This is a genomic window from Pseudarthrobacter sp. KH_020_B (assembly GCF_057840185.1).
On the sequence record NZ_CM174506.1, the window covers coordinates 1,825,186 to 1,840,826 of the forward strand.

Consider the following 15,641-nt stretch of genomic DNA (forward strand, 5'->3'; position numbering starts at 1 on the left):
AGGAGCGAGGGCGCGCCGCGATATTCCGGCACTTTCGGACACCGGGGCACAAACAGGATGTGTCCGGCGTTATCAAGGGTGTCACCCGCTGACAGGAAAGGAACGGAGTTAAGCCGAGATGGCCACCGACTACGATGCGCCACGAAAATCCGAAGAAGACCTCACCGAGGATTCGCTGGAGGATCTGAAAACCCGGCGATCAGATAACCCGACGGCCGCCGTTGATGTTGACGAAAGCGATCTCGCCGCAGGCTACGAGCTTCCCGGGGCGGACCTGTCCGGCGAGGAACTGCTGGTTCTGGTGGTGCCTCCACAGGCGGACGAGTTTACGTGTTCCTCGTGCTTCCTGGTCCGGCACCGTTCGCAGATTGCGCGGGAAAAAGACGGCCGCTTCTACTGCAAGGAGTGCGAGGGCTGATCCGGGGTGGCTATTTCCGCGACAGCGCGGCAGTGAGTTCCTCAGGCCGCCTGGACGAGGTCAGCCAATAGGGGGTCCGGTCCGACGGGTCGGTGATTTCGATCCGCACCACCGGGTCGATCCAGCCACGGATGCACAGGTACGCGAGGCCGTTGAGCCGCGGACCCCGCTGGGCCGTGGCGTCCTTGCCGCGGAACGCCGCAACTTCGCCGACGAAGCGGCGCTCTATGGTGGCGCGCCCTACCGTCAAAGCGTCACCGGTGACCATGATGGTTGGAGTGGACAGCACCAGCAGGACAGCCATGATCGTGAACAGGACGCCGGCGGCCGTATAGCCCGCCCCCATGCTGATTGGGGCGAAAACGAGGATGCCGGCACCGGAGATCCCCGCCGCGATGACCCAGATCCACACGTTCGGCCACAGCCTCTCCCGGAAAACTGCCGGGGTGCCGGCGGAGGGGGCGTCAGGGACGGGCGCGGTGGAGCTGGATTCGGGCATGCCACCAGCTTTCCACCTTTGGCTGGCTATTTCATCTTGGGCCCATCCTGCCTTGGCCTGCGGTGTCCCGTTGAAGCTAGGACGGAACCGCGGCTGGGCGTTAGAGTGAGTGACTGTGACTGACGAACTTGCCACTGTTGAAACCGTTCCTGACAATGAGCTGGCCGGCTCTGCACCGGATACCGCCGCAGCCTACAGGGCCCCGACGCTGCAGGTGCAGCTGAAAATGCTCGACGCCGGGCTGGAGGCACCGTCGTATGCCCACCCTGGCGATGCTGGGGCTGACCTGCGGGCCCGGGACGATGTGGTCCTTGCGCCGGGGGAGCGGAAGCTGGTGGCTACCGGTGTTTCCATCGGGCTGCCGGACGGCTTTGTAGCCCTGATCCATCCGCGCTCCGGCCTGGCCACGAAGCACGGGCTGACTATCGTCAATGCGCCCGGCACCGTGGATGCGGGTTATCGCGGGGAAATTTCCGTGACCCTCCTCAATACCGATTCCAGGAACGTCATCGAGCTGCGGCGCGGCGATAGAATTGCACAGATGGTGATCCAGCGGGTGGAGTACGCGCAGTTTGTCCCCGTCAACGAATTGGGCGAATCGGTGCGGGGAGCCGGCGGATTCGGATCCACCGGCGGCTTCACCTCGCCAAACGCCTGACACCCGCCGACGGCGGCAACCAGCGGTGGTTGCCCGCGGCAGTTAAGACTTCCGACGGGACCACCGGGCCGGCGAGTCACTTTCACAACTAAGGAGACAAACCCCATGGTTTTTGGGCTCGGCAGGAAATCCAAGAAGGACCAATCGGCCGACCCGGATTGGTCCCAGGCAACAGCAGAATCAACGGATTCCGCTGACGAGGCCGCGGCGGACACCGGGCGGCGGGTCACGGGCCCCTTTGATGTTTCCGAGGTCTCCAGCCGCGACGGCTACGTTGACCTGGGCGCGCTGCTGATCGCCCCGAGCGAGGGCCTGCAGCTCCGGCTCGAAGTTGAGGAAGCCACCCAGCGCGTTGTCGCCGTGACCATGGACCTGAACGGCTCCAGCCTTCAGCTGCAGGCGTTCGCAGCACCCAAGACCGAGGGGCTGTGGGACGAGATCCGCGAACAGATCGGTCAGTCCGTGGGAAGCCAGGGCGGACAGGTCGAAGAAATCCAGGGTGGCTTCGGAACCGAACTCATCGCCAAACTGCCCGCCGGTGCACAGGACGGCAGCCAGGGCTACCGGGTGGCGCGCTTCATCGGCATCGACGGTCCGCGGTGGTTCCTGCGCGGCGTCCTGGGCGGCGCGGCAGCTATGGAGCGCGAAGCTGCGGCACCCTTGGAGTCACTTTTCCGCAAGATTGTTGTCATCCGGGGCGACAGTCCCATGCCGCCACGGGACCTGCTTCAGCTGCGGCTGCCCAAGGATGCCAGTGTCACCCCGCCGCCTGCTGCCCCTGAATTCAATGGCCCCGAACTCAAGGGCCCCGAGCGTGGTCCGGAAACCACCCAGATTGGCTGATTCCCGCCAACGTCCCCCGGAGTCCTCCCCGGACGAGGGGATGCCGGTCAGCCGGCTGCCGGAACGGGGGAGGGTGGTGTGCCACGGGCACATCGAGTCGGTCACCTACATGCCCGCGGACCAGAACCCGGCCTTCACCGCCATTGTCTCGGACCCCGACATTCGTCAGTCCGTCGCCAAGCCGGCCCAGGGAACGGGCGGCCGCTTGCGCGTGGTCTGGCTGGGGCGGCGCAGGGTGCCGGGCATCGAGGCCGGGACCGAAGTCCGCCTTGAGGGCATGCTGTCCCAAAGCCACGGCCTGCCCACCATGTTCAATCCACGCTACGAAATACTTTCCCGCCAGGAGCACGAATGACCTCGCCCCAGCAGCCCGAGCCGGCCAAACAGCCCGAGCCGTCCGCCGTAAACGGTCTTGCCGAGGGCTACGCAGCCAAAGCAGGCCTGCACCGCACTCATGACGGCCGGATCGATGTCCTCAAGAGCGCCGGCGGAATCCAGGGCATCGCCGAGAGCATTGTGCCCGGTCTGGTTTTCCTGATCACGTTCACGATTACCCGGGACCTGACCGTGGCGCTGGTTGCTGCGCTGGCGTCGGCCGCAGCCTTTACGGTTGCCCGTCTTGTCCAGCGGCGCCCGTTGACCCAGGCTCTGGCCGGAGTGGTGGGAGTGGGCATTTCTGCCTGGCTCGCCAACACCACCGGAAAAGCGGAAGATTTCTACCTTCCGGGTTTCTTCACAAACACCGCCTATATTCTGGCGCTGGTGATCTCCATCGCGATCAAGTGGCCGGTGGCGGGCCTGTTGTTCGGCTTCATCCGCAACGAAGGCCTTGACTGGCGCAAGGACCCTGTCCGCCTCAAGGCCTACCGCCTGGGCACATGGATCATCGTGGCGGTCCTGGTCCTGCGGCTGGTGGTCCAGGTTCCCCTGTACCTGATGGGGGCGGAGGGGCTGGCCGCCCTCGCCACCACTCGCCTGATCATGGCGGCCCCGCTGTACATCCTGGGCGTCTGGATCGCCTGGCTGGTCACGCGGCCGGTACCGGCGGACGCCGACACCCCGCCGTCGGATCAGCCGTCGAAGCCGTCGTCCTCCGGCGCCTGAGCTTCGGCAGGCTGCACGCCTTCGCGCTTGCGGGAGGGCTCCTCCGGCTCCTCTGCTGATTCGGGCGACAGCAGCGCACGCAACCGGTCCTCGGCCGCGATGGTGGTGACGAAAAACAACTCGTCCCCGCCATCGATCACGTCATCTCGGCTCGGAGTGATGGGTGCGTGGTCCCGGAGGATTGCCACGAGTGTTGCGTCCTCGGGCCACTGGATGTCGCCGACTGTCAGGCCGATGACGTGGGAATCGTGCGGGACCGTGAACTCCACCAGCGAAGCCACGCCGGTCTGCAGCGTCAGGAGCCGGACCAGGTCACCGATCTCCACAGCTTCCTCCACGAGTGCGGTCATCAGCTGCGGGGTGTTGACGGCAACGTCCACGCCCCAGGAATCGTTGAACATCCAGTCGTTCTTGGGGTTGTTGACCCGGCCCACCGTGCGGCCCACACCGAATTCGGTCTTGGCCAGCAGCGAGACCACCAGGTTCACCTTGTCGTCGCCCGTGGCTGAAACAACGACGTCGGCGTCCTCCACTTTCGCTCCCTGCAGGGTGCTGAGCTCGCAGGCGTCGCCCACCAGCCAATGCGCGCCGCGCAGCCCGCTGCGTCCGATGACCTCAGGCTTAAGGTCGATCAGCAGGATTTCGTGCTTGTGGGCCAGCAGTTCCCTGGCGATCGATGAACCGACGCTGCCGGCGCCGACGATGACAACTTTCACTACAACTCCTTGGCGGGTGCTTTGGCCAGAATCTGGGCGACCTGGGAACTGCGGTCCACCGGCAGCATGGCGTGGACTGTGTCGCCGTCCTGGTATGAAGTCCCGGTTTCGGGGAGCATTCCCTCGCCGAACCTGGTGAGGTATGCCACCCGGATGTCGGCAGCTTTTTCGACCTCGGTGATGCGGTGGCCGATCCAGCCGGCGTCGAGGTCCACTTCGGCGAGGACCAGCCGGCCGGTAGGCTCGCGGAAATCGCCGGCGAGATGCTGTTCGGGCAGGATACGGCGCAAGACCTGGTCTGCGCTCCACCGGACGGCTGCCACGGTGGGGATGCCGAGCCGTTGGTAGATTTCTGCCCGGCCGGGGTCGTAGATCCTGGCCACAACGTGGGGGACGTGGAAGGTCTCGCGCGCCACGCGGGTGGCCAGGATGTTGGAGTTGTCACCGCTTGAAACGGCCGCGAAGGCGTAGGCCTCTGCCACGCCGGCCTGCTGGAGCGTGTCCCGGTCGAAGCCGACACCGGTGACTTTCCGGCCGGTGAAGCCCTGCCGAAGCCGGCGGAACGCACGGTCATCCTGGTCGATGATGGCGACGGAATGACCGGCGTCTTCAAGCGTGTGCGCCAGAGTGGCCCCTACCCGGCCACATCCCATGATCACGAAATGCGCCACCGTATCTCCTCAACTTCCGTAGCCTGTTGCTGCTGCTAGAACTCTACCGGCAGCGCGCGTGTTGCAGCCGCCCCGGACGCCGTCATGACATGGGCGGGGAATCAGACTAGCTTTGTGGAGTGCTGACAATTTTGAATGCCGTGAAACGCGTGCTGGTAGGCAGGCCCTTCAGGAATGACAGGCTCGCCCATACCTTGCTCCCTAAGCGCATAGCACTTCCGGTTTTCGCTTCCGACGCACTGTCTTCGGTGGCCTACGCGCCCGATGAAATCCTGCTCACCCTGGCCCTGGCCGGCGTGAGTGCGGTGGCCTTTTCGCCGTGGGTGGGCCTGGCCGTCATGGTGGTCCTCCTGACGGTGGTGGCATCCTACCGGCAGAACGTGCACGCGTACCCTTCCGGCGGCGGAGACTACGAGATCGCCAACGAAAACCTCGGCAAGTTTTCCGGGCTGACGGTGGCCTCGGCGCTCCTGGTGGACTACGTCCTGACAGTGGCCGTCTCGATGTCCTCGGCGGCCACCTACCTCACCACGGCGGTGCCTGGCCTGCATGGGCAACAGGCCCTGTTCGCCACCATCGGCGTCGTCATCCTTGCCCTCGTCAACCTCCGCGGCATCAAGGAAGCCGGCAGTGTTTTCGCCGTCCCCACCTATATTTTTATGGCGGCGATCCTCGGCATGACAGCGGTGGGCATCTTCCAGGCCGCCACCGGCCAGCTGGGCGAAGCACCGTCGGCGGCCTTCGAGATTGTGCCGGCCCCCGGTTTCGACGAAGGGCTGGTGGGCCTGGCCGGTGCCTTCCTCCTGCTGCGCGCCTTCTCATCCGGCGCCGCCGCGCTGACCGGCATTGAGGCCATCAGCAACGGTGTGCCAAACTTCCGGAAACCGAAGAGCAAAAACGCGGCCACTACGCTGTTGCTGCTCGGCGTCATCGCCTCGTCCATGCTGGCCGGCATCATCTTTCTGGCCAACGCCACGAAGGTGCACATTGTGCTGGATCCGGCCACCGAATTCCTGATCAACGGCCTGCCGCTACCGGAGGATTACATCCAGAGTCCGGCCATCAGCCAGATCGCCCAGACCATCTTCGGTCCGGGATCCATCCTGTTCTTCATCGTGGTCGCCGCCACCGGAGTGATCCTGGTGTTCGCCTCGAACACCGCGTTCAACGGGTTCCCGGTACTTGGCTCCATCCTCGCCCAGGACGGCTACCTGCCGCGCCAGCTGCGGACCAGGGGAGACCGCCTGGCCTTCAGCAACGGTGTCCTTGCCCTGGCCGCCGGAGCGTTGGTCCTGATCCTCGCGTTCAACGGCGATGTCACCAAACTGATCCAGCTCTACATCGTGGGCGTCTTTATCTCCTTTACCCTCAGCCAGCTGGGCATGATCCGGCATTGGGGGAGGCACCTGAAGCTCGCCAAGGACAAAACCGCCCGACGCCGGATGGTGAAGTCCCGCACCATCAACACCATCGGGTTCGGCATGACGTCCCTGGTGCTGGTGATCGTGCTGATCACCAAGTTCCAGCAAGGCGCGTGGATCGCGCTGCTGGCCATGTTCGTCCTGTTCCTGATCATGTGGAGCATCCGGGCACACTATGACAACGTGGCCAAGGAACTGGCCGTGGATGAGGATTCCTCGCCCCGGGCCCTGCCCACGCGCGTTCACGCCGTCCTGCTGGTCTCGCACGTGCGCAAGCCGGTGTTGCGCGCCCTGGCCTACGCGCGGGCCTCGAGGCCGTCGCGGCTGGACGCCATCACGGTGGACATTAACGCAGAAGAAACCGCGCACACGGTTGCCGACTGGGAAAAGCTGGAGATCCCGGTGCCGCTCACCGTACTCGCCAGCCCCTACCGGGAAACCATCACGCCCATCATGGAATACGTCAAGAACATGCGCCGTGATTCCCCCCGCGACCTGATCGTGGTCTACATCCCCGAATACGTTGTCGGCAAATGGTGGGAACAGCTTGTTCACAACCAGACAGCATTGCGTATCAAAACCCGGCTGCACTTCGAACCTGGCGTGATGGTGGCCAGTGTCCCGTGGCAGTTGAAATCGTCCGAAGAAGCCAAAAACATGCAGGATATCCGATGAACCCCCAGACCCAGACCCCCTCCGCAGCTTCCACGGCAGCCCCCACCGAACTGGTGCTCGATGTCGGTCCGGTGGCCCACGGCGGCCACTGCGTGGCCCGCCACGAGGGCAGGGTGATCTTCGTCCGGCACGGCATCCCCGGCGAGAAAGTACGGGCCCGCCTCACCGACGCGGGGGAGTCGGCCAAGTTCTGGCGCGCGGATGTTGTCGAGGTACTGGAGGCCTCCCCGGACCGTGTGGAGCACTTCTGGCGTCAGGCGGACTCCGTCCGCGCTTGGGCCCACGGGCATCCGCCGGTGGGCGGAGCCGAATTCGGGCACATCTCCCTGGCCCGCCAGCGCGCGCTCAAGTCGGCGGTACTGGCCGAACAGCTTCAGCGGCTCGCCGCCGTCGAACACCTGCCCGACGGGCTGGGCTTCGGAAACCTCGTTGAGGCCGTGGACGCGGGCGGGGCGGATTCCGGCCAGGGGACGGAGTCAACGTACGACGCCGGCACTGGCCTTGGGTGGCGGACCCGCGCCAGCTTCTCGGTGACGCCGGGCGGAAAACTTGGCATGCACGCGCACCGTTCCGACCACATCATTCCTGTCCGGGAGATGCCGCTCGCCTCGGAGGGCATCAACCGGCTGCGCTTGTGGGACCTGGACCTGACCGGCATCGAACGCGTGGAGGTGGCGGCGCCGTCGAACGGTTCACGCCCGCTGGTGCTGCTGGCGCCGGCCTCCGGCACCAAACCGAAGCGGCTCAGCGCCATCGCGGCCCAGCTTGCGGACGACGTTTCCGTGGCCACCTTCGACCCCCTGACCGGGGACGTTGCGCAGTTGCGGGGCCGGACGTGGGTCCAGGAGTCAGCAGCCGGCCACGACTACAGGGTTACCGGCGCGGGTTTCTGGCAGATCCACCGCGACGCGCCCGGGACACTTGTGGGGGCCATCACAGAATTCCTGCACAATGGCGGATTCCTGGCGCCGGGTTCGGTGGTGGCTGACCTCTACGCGGGCGCCGGGCTGTTCACGGCTCCGCTGGCGGACGCGGTGGGGGAGACCGGGTCCGTTCTCTCGGTGGAAGGTGCGCCGGGAACCAGCAGGGACGCCCGCAAGAACCTTCATGGCGCGCCGCAGGTGGAGATCGAGCACGGCCGGGTGGAACGTGTCCTCCGCCAAAAGCCGCGGAAATTCGACGCCATCGTGCTGGATCCGCCCCGGGCGGGCGCAGGGAAGCCTGTGGTCAGCCAGGTGATCGCTGCCGGGCCCCGCGCGGTCGCCTACGTGTCCTGTGACCCGGCATCGTTTGCCCGGGACGTGGGGTACTTCCAGCAGGCAGGCTGGTCCCTGGCCGGGCTGCGGGCCTTCGATCTCTATCCGCACACCCACCACCTGGAGACGGTGGCGTTGCTGACGCCGGGTCAGTGATGCCACTAGGATGGCGGTAGTAATCCCACGTCGCGCCCCGTATTCACGGCTGACCTCCTGCAATTTTTGTGGCCAGCACTAATTAGGCCTGCCTAACTAGAAAGCGGTCTACCGCGCGACAAAGATGAAACTGTTGCGAGAGGAGTCCTGCGATGAGCACTGTGGACAGCTTCGGTTCAAAAGGCAAACTTAATGTAGCCGGAACCGAATACGAAATTTTCCGGTTGAACTCCGTTGAAGGTGCAGAAAACCTTCCGTTCAGCCTCAAGGTATTGCTTGAAAACCTGTTGAGGACCGAGGACGGCGCGAACATCACTGCCGATCACGTGCGTGCCTTGGCTGGCTGGGATCCTAATGCCCAGCCCGATACAGAAATCCAGTTCACGCCTGCCCGCGTGATCATGCAGGACTTCACCGGCGTCCCCTGCGTGGTGGACCTGGCGACAATGCGTGAAGCGGTCAAGGAACTCGGCGGCGACCCCAAGCGGGTCAACCCGCTGGCTCCGGCGGAAATGGTCATTGACCACTCCGTGCAGATCGACGCTTTCGGTAACTCCGGCGCACTGGAGCGCAACATGGAGATCGAATACCAGCGCAACGGCGAGCGTTACCAGTTCCTGCGTTGGGGCCAGACCGCATTCGACGACTTCAAGGTTGTTCCCCCGGGAACCGGCATTGTGCACCAGGTCAACATCGAATACCTGGCCCGCACGGTCATGACCCGCGAGATCGACGGCGTCGTCCGGGCATACCCCGACACCTGCGTTGGCACCGACTCGCACACCACCATGGTCAACGGCCTGGGTGTCCTGGGCTGGGGCGTTGGCGGCATCGAAGCCGAAGCGGCCATGCTGGGACAGCCTGTCTCCATGCTCATCCCGCGTGTTGTGGGCTTCAAGCTGACCGGGTCCATCCCGGCCGGCGCCACCGCCACGGACGTGGTGCTGACCATCACCGAGCAGCTGCGCAAGCACGGCGTGGTGGGCAAGTTCGTGGAATTCTACGGCGAAGGCGTTGCGGCTGTGCCGCTGGCCAACCGCGCCACCATCGGCAACATGAGCCCGGAATTCGGCTCCACCGCCGCAATGTTCCCCATCGACGACGTCACATTGGACTACCTGCGCCTCACCGGCCGCTCGGACGAAAATGTGGCCCTCGTGGAGTCCTACGCCAAGGAGCAGGGCCTCTGGCACGATGCTTCCCGCGACATCAAGTTCTCCGAGTACCTTGAGCTGGACCTGTCCACGGTTGTTCCCTCCATCTCCGGCCCCAAGCGTCCCCAGGACCGCATTGAGTTGACCGATGCTAAGGAACAGTTCCGCAAGGACATCCACAACTACGTGGCCATCGAAGACGGCAGCGTGGACGAGTCCCTGGACGAGTCCTTCCCCGCATCGGACGCCCCGTCGTTCACGCACGCCGACTCGCACACCACTGAAACGGCCCGCGTAGAGTCGGCAGCGAACGGCGCCCACGGGCGTCCGTCCAACCCGGTGCACATCAAGACTGAAGACGGCCGCGAGTTCGAACTGGACCACGGAGCGGTTTCCATCGCCTCGATCACGTCCTGCACCAACACGTCCAACCCTTCCGTGATGCTGGCCGCAGCCCTGCTGGCCCGCAACGCCGTGGACAAGGGCCTGATGTCCAAGCCCTGGGTCAAGACCTCTGTTGCTCCCGGCTCCAAGGTTGTCACTGACTACTACGAGAAGTCCGGCCTGACCCCGTACCTGGAGAAGCTCGGCTTCTACATTGTGGGCTACGGCTGCGCCACGTGCATCGGCAACTCCGGCCCGTTGGACGCCGAAATCTCCGAGGCCGTTCAGGCCAATGACCTCTCCGTCACCGCGGTGCTTTCCGGTAACCGCAACTTCGAAGGCCGGATCAACCCGGACGTGAAGATGAACTACCTGGCCTCCCCGCCGCTGGTCATCGCCTACGCCCTGGCCGGTTCCATGGACTTCGACTTCGACACCGATTCCCTGGGCAAGGACGAGGCCGGCAACGACGTCTTCCTGAAGGACATCTGGCCCAACCCGGTTGAGGTCCAGCAGGTCATCGATTCCTCGATCGACAAGGACATGTTCGCCCGCGGCTACGAGGGCGTTTTCGACGGCGACGCACGCTGGAAGGCGCTCGACACGCCTGCCGGTGACACGTTCGCCTGGGATCCGAACTCCACCTACGTCCGGAAGCCCCCGTACTTCGACGGCATGAAGGCGCAGCCGGAGCCAGTCCAGGACATCACCGGCGCACGCGTGCTGCTGAAGCTGGGCGACTCGGTCACCACCGACCACATCTCCCCGGCCGGTTCCTTTAAGTCGGACACCCCCGCCGGCCAGTACCTGCTGGCCAACGGTGTGGAGCGCAAGGACTTCAACTCCTACGGCTCACGCCGTGGTAACCACGAAGTCATGATCCGCGGCACGTTCGCGAACATCCGCATCAAGAACCAGCTGCTGGACGGCGTCGAAGGTGGCTTCACCCGCGACTTCACCCAGGCTGACGGCCCGCAGGCATATGTCTACGACGCCGCGCAGAACTACCAGGCAGCCAGCACGCCGCTGGTGGTCCTGGCAGGCAAGGAATACGGCTCCGGATCCTCGCGTGACTGGGCTGCGAAGGGCACGGCGCTCCTGGGCGTCAAGGCCGTCGTCGCCGAAAGCTACGAGCGCATCCACCGTTCCAACCTGATCGGCATGGGCGTCCTGCCCCTGCAGTACCCCGCCGGCGAATCGGCAGCCACCCTGGGCCTGACCGGCACGGAAAGCTTCTCGGTTGAGGGCGTCACCGCCCTGAACGAAGGCACCACGCCCAAGACACTCAAGGTCACGGCCACCGCAGAAGACGGTTCCGCCAAGTCCTTCGATGCAGTACTCCGCATCGATACCCCGGGCGAAGCCGACTACTACCGCAACGGCGGCATCCTGCAGTACGTCCTGCGCCAGATTTCCGCCAACTAGCCGAAACCTGAACCCACGCAGTACCCTTCGAAGCCCCGGCCGGTCACCGACCAGCCGGGGCTTCGGCTTTGCATTTCCGCGAGGCGTTAGAGTTAACAGGCACGTCTACCACCCGAAGGAGGGGTCATTGGGAATCTTGGACACCATCCGGAATCCGCAGGACCTGAACCAGCTGTCTCAAGGGCAGCTCGAAGAGCTGGCCGCTGAGGTCAGGAGTTTCCTGATCACTAACGTCTCCCAGACAGGTGGACACCTCGGACCCAACCTCGGCGTGGTGGAACTGACCCTTGCCGTACACCGCATCTTCGATTCACCCCGGGACAGCATTGTGTTCGACACGGGCCACCAGTCCTATGTGCACAAGCTCCTCACCGGCCGCCAGGACTTCAGGACCTTGCGCCAGCAGGGCGGCATGTCCGGCTACCCGTCCCGCGCCGAGTCCGAGCATGACATCGTGGAAAGCTCCCACGCTTCCTCCTCCCTTTCCTGGGCGGACGGCATATCCCGCGCCAGGCAGCTCACCGGCGAGTCGGAGCGCTACACCGTCGCCGTCGTCGGGGACGGGGCACTGACCGGCGGCATGGCCTGGGAAGCCATCAACAATATTGCAGCGGACAAGCGCCGCCGCGTGGTGATCGTGGTCAACGACAACGGCCGCTCCTATGCCCCCACCGTGGGCGGCTTCGCGGACTACCTTGCCTCACTGCGCCCCACCATCGACTCGTTCCGCGCCGCCCCTGCCTATGAGGGCACGCTGGACTGGTGGAAGAAGAAGCTCCAGAACGGCGGCCCCATCGGCCAGTTCACCTACAAGAGCCTGCACGCCATGAAAAAGGGCATCAAGGACTGGTGGGCGCCGCAGGGCATGTTCGAAGACCTCGGCATGAAGTACATCGGCCCGGTTGACGGCCACAACCTGCAGGCCATGGAGCACGCCCTGTCCACGGCCAGGAACTACGCCGGCCCGGTGATTGTCCACGCCATGACCGAAAAGGGCCACGGGTACGCCCCGGCCCGGGCCCATGAAGCGGACCAGTTCCACGCCGTCGGCATCATCGATCCGGAGACCGGCGAACCGACCGGCGTTTCCGGGGCACGGTCCTGGACGTCCGTCTTTGCCGACGAGATCGCGATGATCGCCGATGAACGCCCCGACATTGTGGGCATCACCGGGGCCATGCTCATTCCCGTGGGCCTGCACAAGTTTGCGGCCAAGCACCCGGACCGTGTGATCGACGTCGGCATCGCCGAGCAGCATGCGCTGACGTCCGCCGCGGGCATGGCTTTCGGCGGGCTCCACCCCGTGGTGGCCGTCTACGCCACCTTCCTTAACCGTGCCTTCGACCAGCTCCTCATGGACGTGGCATTGCACAAAGCCGGCGTCACCATCGTCCTGGACCGTGCCGGCGTCACCGGCCCGGACGGGGCCAGCCATCATGGCATGTGGGACATGGCAATGGTCCAGATCGTCCCCGGACTCCACCTGGCCGCGCCGCGCGACGCCTCCCGGCTGCGGGAAGAGCTCCGCGAAGCCGTGGCCATCGATGACGCACCCACCGTGGTGCGCTTTTCCAAGGGCACCGTGGGCGCTGAAGTGGAGGCCATCGAACGGCTGGGCGACGGTGTTGACGTGCTGGCCCGCCGACCGGCCGGCTCCACCGAAAACGACGTCCTCATCGTCAGCGTCGGAGCCATGTCCGAACTGGCCCTGGACGTGTCCAACCGCCTGGGCGCCCAAGGCATCAGCACCAGCGTGGTGGACCCGCGCTGGGTGCTGCCCGTGCGGCGTTCCATCATTGCGCTGGCCTCCCACCACCGGCTGGTCATCTGCATCGAGGACGGTGTCAGGGCAGGCGGCGTCGGATCGCGGATCCGGCAGGAAATGCGCGCCGCCGGCGTGGACACCGCCCTGAACGAGGTGGGGCTCCCTGCGGAGTTCCTGGACCACGGCACCCGGAGCCAGGTCATGGAACGTGTGGGGCTGACCGCCCAGCAGATCACGCACGACGTCGTTGCCCAGGTTTTGGGCACCAAGGTCCCCTTCGCGCGCCCCCTGCCGGGCCAGGAGCACCCCACCACCGGCAGCCTGCCGATCCTGTGAAGGAAGAAGACGCACTGAAGTATCCGGCCGCCGTCGGGAGTCCAAGCCCGGCGCGGCACACCAGCACCACGCGCGTCCCCGCGGGACTGCAGCCAGGCCAGCTGGTGGTGGCCCGGAACCGGAAATGGAACGGAAAAGCCCACTGGGTGGTCCCGGGACGGTACCTCGGCGAAGACCGGCACGGCTGGTGGATTTTCCAGGGGACCAATGAATTCTGTTCGCGCCCGGGCGCTGCCTTTTACACGGCATCCGACGCCGTGCTGCTGGTGCCGCGGTCCGGAGACTGGGTGGCCACGTTCTACGACGACGCCCACCCCAGTGGCGTCAGGGTCTACGTTGACCTCGCCGTCTCCCACGAGTGGACGAACATCCGGCCGGCGGTCACCGAGTTCCATGTGATCGACATGGACCTGGACGTGATCCGCATGGCCGGCCGCGGCGTCTTCATCGATGACCAGGACGAGTTCGCCGAACACCGCATCGCCATGAACTACCCGGACCGGCTGGTGGATGACATCCAGGCCGCCGCAGATGAGCTTTATCAGGCCGTCAAGGCACAGCACGCACCATTCGACGGAACAGACATCGAATGGTTCACGAAGGGACGGTCATGAGCGGAATCATCAGGGTCTACAAACGGGACGACGAGGGAATCCTGCGCTTCCGTGAAGGCTGGTTCGACGAGGACTACAGCCAGTTTGTGATGAACTACGGCGTAGTTGGCCACCAGAGCAAAACCGAAGAGACCGATGTGGCTGACGCCGCTGCGGTGGAGGGCCTGATGGATGCCTTTGCCGTGCAGTGCGAAGAGGACGGCTTCGCCGAAATCCCGGACGAGGACCAGTTCTGGGTGGTGGCGCAGTTCGCCCTCAAAACCAAGGAGGGCACCGACCGTGACCGCTACCTTGAGGAAAAGGCGAAGGACGCCCTTATCAGCCACCTGGCCTGGCGTGGCCTGGGAACCGTGGAACGATCGGAGTTCAGCGACTACAAACTGAACATCGTCTGCCTCTGCCCCGACGTGAACAAAGCCGTCAGCGCGATCAAGGTCTGCAGCCGCGGCGAAGACCTGGACTTCACCAAGCTGAGCATCGGCACCGCCCCCTACAGCGAACCGGACAACTTCAAACTCAAGCACTCCGCGAAGCCTGCCAACACCTTCAGCCTCTAGAGGGGAAATCCATGCCTGACTACAGACGCCTGGGAAACTCCGGGCTGACCGTCTCCGTGGTGGGGCTCGGCTGCAACAACCTGGGCCGCGCCAACACGGTGACCGAATCGCAGGCCGGGACTGACGCCGTCGTCCATGCTGCACTCGACGCCGGGGTGACGCTGTTCGACGTCGCGGACAACTACGGGCGCGAGCCCGGACTCAGCGAGACGATGCTGGGCAAGGCCCTGGCCGGCAAGCGGGATGATGCGGTGGTAGCCACGAAGTTCGGCATGGATGTCCGGGGTGCCAACGGCAACGACTTTGGGGCCCGGGGGTCCCGGCGCTACATTGTCCGGGCGGTGGAGGCCTCGCTGCGGCGGCTGGGCACGGACTGGATCGACCTTTACCAGTTCCACACCCCGGACCCCCTGACTCCCATCGAGGAGACGCTGGGTGCCCTCGATGACCTGGTGAGCAGCGGCAAGGTCCGTTACATCGGACACTCAAACCGTGCCGGCTGGCAGATTGCCGAGGCGGAATTTGTGGCACGGGCCGCCGGCGGCACTCGTTTTATCTCCACTCAGAACCACTACAACCTCCTGGACCGGCGGGCCGAACTTGAGGTCACCCCCGCAGCGGAAGCCTATGGCCTGGGTGTCCTGCCGTACTTTCCGCTGGCCAACGGCCTGCTGACGGGCAAGTATTCGCCGGGCTCGGCTCCGGCCGGTTCGCGGCTGAGCCATACGCGGACCAACATGGTGCACGATGCCGACTGGGACCAGCTGCAGCGTTTCAGTTCCTTCGCTGCCGACCGCGACCTGACCGAGATCCAGGTGGCCTTCTCCTGGCTCGCGGCCCAGCCTGCCGTCAGCAGCGTGATCGCCGGGGCCACCAGGCCGGAGCAGATCCGCGAAAATGCGGCCGCTGCCGCCTGGGTACCGTCGCCGGCGGAGCTCGCGGAACTGGACGCGATCTTCCCGAAGGTCCCCAAAGTCGCACTCTTCTAA

Annotated in this window: 15 protein-coding genes; 12 read left to right on the forward strand and 3 right to left on the reverse strand. The window is 65.1% G+C overall.

Features of this window, described 5'->3' with window-relative positions; all coding sequences use genetic code 11:
• Positions 1-118: 118 nt before the first annotated feature.
• Complete coding sequence (locus AC3IT0_RS08500; protein WP_489323290.1) at positions 119-418, forward strand: DUF4193 domain-containing protein; 300 nt, start codon at positions 119-121, stop codon at positions 416-418.
• Between the two features lie 10 nt (positions 419-428).
• Here the strand turns inward: AC3IT0_RS08500 and AC3IT0_RS08505 are convergent, their stop codons facing one another.
• Positions 429-917 (reverse strand): DUF3093 domain-containing protein, encoded by a 489-nt coding sequence (locus AC3IT0_RS08505; RefSeq protein WP_489323291.1) that lies wholly within the window; start codon positions 915-917, stop codon positions 429-431.
• 115 nt (positions 918-1,032) lie between these two features.
• On the opposite strand from AC3IT0_RS08505, the gene dut reads away from it, so the two are divergent.
• The 4 genes from dut (at position 1,033) to AC3IT0_RS08525 (ending at position 3,522) form a co-directional block, all read left to right on the forward strand.
• Positions 1,033-1,575 carry a dUTP diphosphatase gene (gene dut / locus AC3IT0_RS08510; protein ID WP_489323292.1) on the forward strand — a complete coding sequence of 181 codons (543 nt, stop codon included), beginning with the start codon at positions 1,033-1,035 and terminating at the stop codon, positions 1,573-1,575.
• A 105-nt stretch (positions 1,576-1,680) separates the two neighbouring features.
• Complete coding sequence (locus tag AC3IT0_RS08515; RefSeq protein ID WP_489323293.1) at positions 1,681-2,418, forward strand: DUF3710 domain-containing protein; 738 nt, start codon at positions 1,681-1,683, stop codon at positions 2,416-2,418.
• The gene (locus tag AC3IT0_RS08520; RefSeq protein WP_489323294.1) at positions 2,411-2,773 is read left to right on the forward strand and encodes a single stranded DNA-binding domain-containing protein; all 363 of its coding nucleotides are present in this window, start codon (positions 2,411-2,413) and stop codon (positions 2,771-2,773) included. The genes AC3IT0_RS08515 and AC3IT0_RS08520 overlap by 8 nt, the downstream gene beginning before the upstream one ends.
• Positions 2,770-3,522, forward strand: coding sequence for a DUF3159 domain-containing protein (locus tag AC3IT0_RS08525; protein WP_489323295.1), 753 nt, complete (start codon positions 2,770-2,772; stop codon positions 3,520-3,522). Before AC3IT0_RS08520 ends, AC3IT0_RS08525 begins: the two co-directional genes overlap by 4 nt.
• On the opposite strand, the gene AC3IT0_RS08530 is transcribed toward AC3IT0_RS08525, so the two are convergent.
• Both AC3IT0_RS08530 and AC3IT0_RS08535 read right to left on the reverse strand, forming a co-directional pair.
• Positions 3,489-4,238, reverse strand: coding sequence for a potassium channel family protein (locus AC3IT0_RS08530; protein WP_489323296.1), 750 nt, complete (start codon positions 4,236-4,238; stop codon positions 3,489-3,491). The two genes, AC3IT0_RS08525 and AC3IT0_RS08530, sit on opposite strands and share 34 nt — an antisense overlap.
• A complete protein-coding gene (locus tag AC3IT0_RS08535; RefSeq protein WP_489323297.1) occupies positions 4,238-4,909 on the reverse strand; it encodes a potassium channel family protein in 672 nt (223 codons plus the stop codon). The genes AC3IT0_RS08530 and AC3IT0_RS08535 overlap by 1 nt, the downstream gene beginning before the upstream one ends.
• Positions 4,910-5,028: 119 nt before the next feature.
• Between AC3IT0_RS08535 and AC3IT0_RS08540 the strand changes: the two genes are divergently transcribed.
• The 7 genes from AC3IT0_RS08540 (at position 5,029) to AC3IT0_RS08570 (ending at position 15,641) form a co-directional block, all read left to right on the forward strand.
• On the forward strand, positions 5,029-7,005 hold the full coding sequence (locus tag AC3IT0_RS08540; protein WP_489323298.1) for an APC family permease: 1,977 nt from the start codon (positions 5,029-5,031) through the stop codon (positions 7,003-7,005).
• Positions 7,002-8,417, forward strand: a complete 1,416-nt coding sequence (locus AC3IT0_RS08545) for a class I SAM-dependent RNA methyltransferase (RefSeq protein WP_489323299.1) — start codon at positions 7,002-7,004, stop codon at positions 8,415-8,417. The genes AC3IT0_RS08540 and AC3IT0_RS08545 overlap by 4 nt, the downstream gene beginning before the upstream one ends.
• A gap of 152 nt (positions 8,418-8,569) precedes the next feature.
• Positions 8,570-11,380, forward strand: a complete 2,811-nt coding sequence (acnA, locus tag AC3IT0_RS08550) for an aconitate hydratase AcnA (RefSeq protein ID WP_489323300.1) — start codon at positions 8,570-8,572, stop codon at positions 11,378-11,380.
• 127 nt (positions 11,381-11,507) lie between these two features.
• The gene (dxs, locus tag AC3IT0_RS08555) at positions 11,508-13,481 is read left to right on the forward strand and encodes a 1-deoxy-D-xylulose-5-phosphate synthase (protein ID WP_489323301.1); all 1,974 of its coding nucleotides are present in this window, start codon (positions 11,508-11,510) and stop codon (positions 13,479-13,481) included.
• Positions 13,478-14,095, forward strand: coding sequence for a DUF402 domain-containing protein (locus tag AC3IT0_RS08560; protein ID WP_489323302.1), 618 nt, complete (start codon positions 13,478-13,480; stop codon positions 14,093-14,095). The genes dxs and AC3IT0_RS08560 overlap by 4 nt, the downstream gene beginning before the upstream one ends.
• Positions 14,092-14,652 (forward strand): hypothetical protein, encoded by a 561-nt coding sequence (locus AC3IT0_RS08565; RefSeq protein ID WP_489323303.1) that lies wholly within the window; start codon positions 14,092-14,094, stop codon positions 14,650-14,652. Before AC3IT0_RS08560 ends, AC3IT0_RS08565 begins: the two co-directional genes overlap by 4 nt.
• Before the next feature lie 11 nt (positions 14,653-14,663).
• A complete protein-coding gene (locus AC3IT0_RS08570) occupies positions 14,664-15,641 on the forward strand; it encodes an aldo/keto reductase (protein ID WP_489323304.1) in 978 nt (325 codons plus the stop codon).

Excerpts from the sequence above, each read along its gene's own strand:
- AC3IT0_RS08545 (WP_489323299.1), top strand. The coding sequence starts at position 7,002 with ATGAACCCCCAGACCCAGACCCCCTCCGCAGCTTCCACGGCAGCCCCC.
- AC3IT0_RS08515 (WP_489323293.1), top strand. The coding sequence starts at position 1,681 with ATGGTTTTTGGGCTCGGCAGGAAATCCAAGAAGGACCAATCGGCCGAC.
- AC3IT0_RS08500 (WP_489323290.1), top strand. The coding sequence starts at position 119 with ATGGCCACCGACTACGATGCGCCACGAAAATCCGAAGAAGACCTCACC.
- AC3IT0_RS08570 (WP_489323304.1), top strand. The coding sequence starts at position 14,664 with ATGCCTGACTACAGACGCCTGGGAAACTCCGGGCTGACCGTCTCCGTG.
- acnA (WP_489323300.1), top strand. The coding sequence starts at position 8,570 with ATGAGCACTGTGGACAGCTTCGGTTCAAAAGGCAAACTTAATGTAGCC.
- AC3IT0_RS08565 (WP_489323303.1), top strand. The coding sequence starts at position 14,092 with ATGAGCGGAATCATCAGGGTCTACAAACGGGACGACGAGGGAATCCTG.
- AC3IT0_RS08505 (WP_489323291.1), bottom strand. The coding sequence starts at position 917 with ATGCCCGAATCCAGCTCCACCGCGCCCGTCCCTGACGCCCCCTCCGCC.
- AC3IT0_RS08525 (WP_489323295.1), top strand. The coding sequence starts at position 2,770 with ATGACCTCGCCCCAGCAGCCCGAGCCGGCCAAACAGCCCGAGCCGTCC.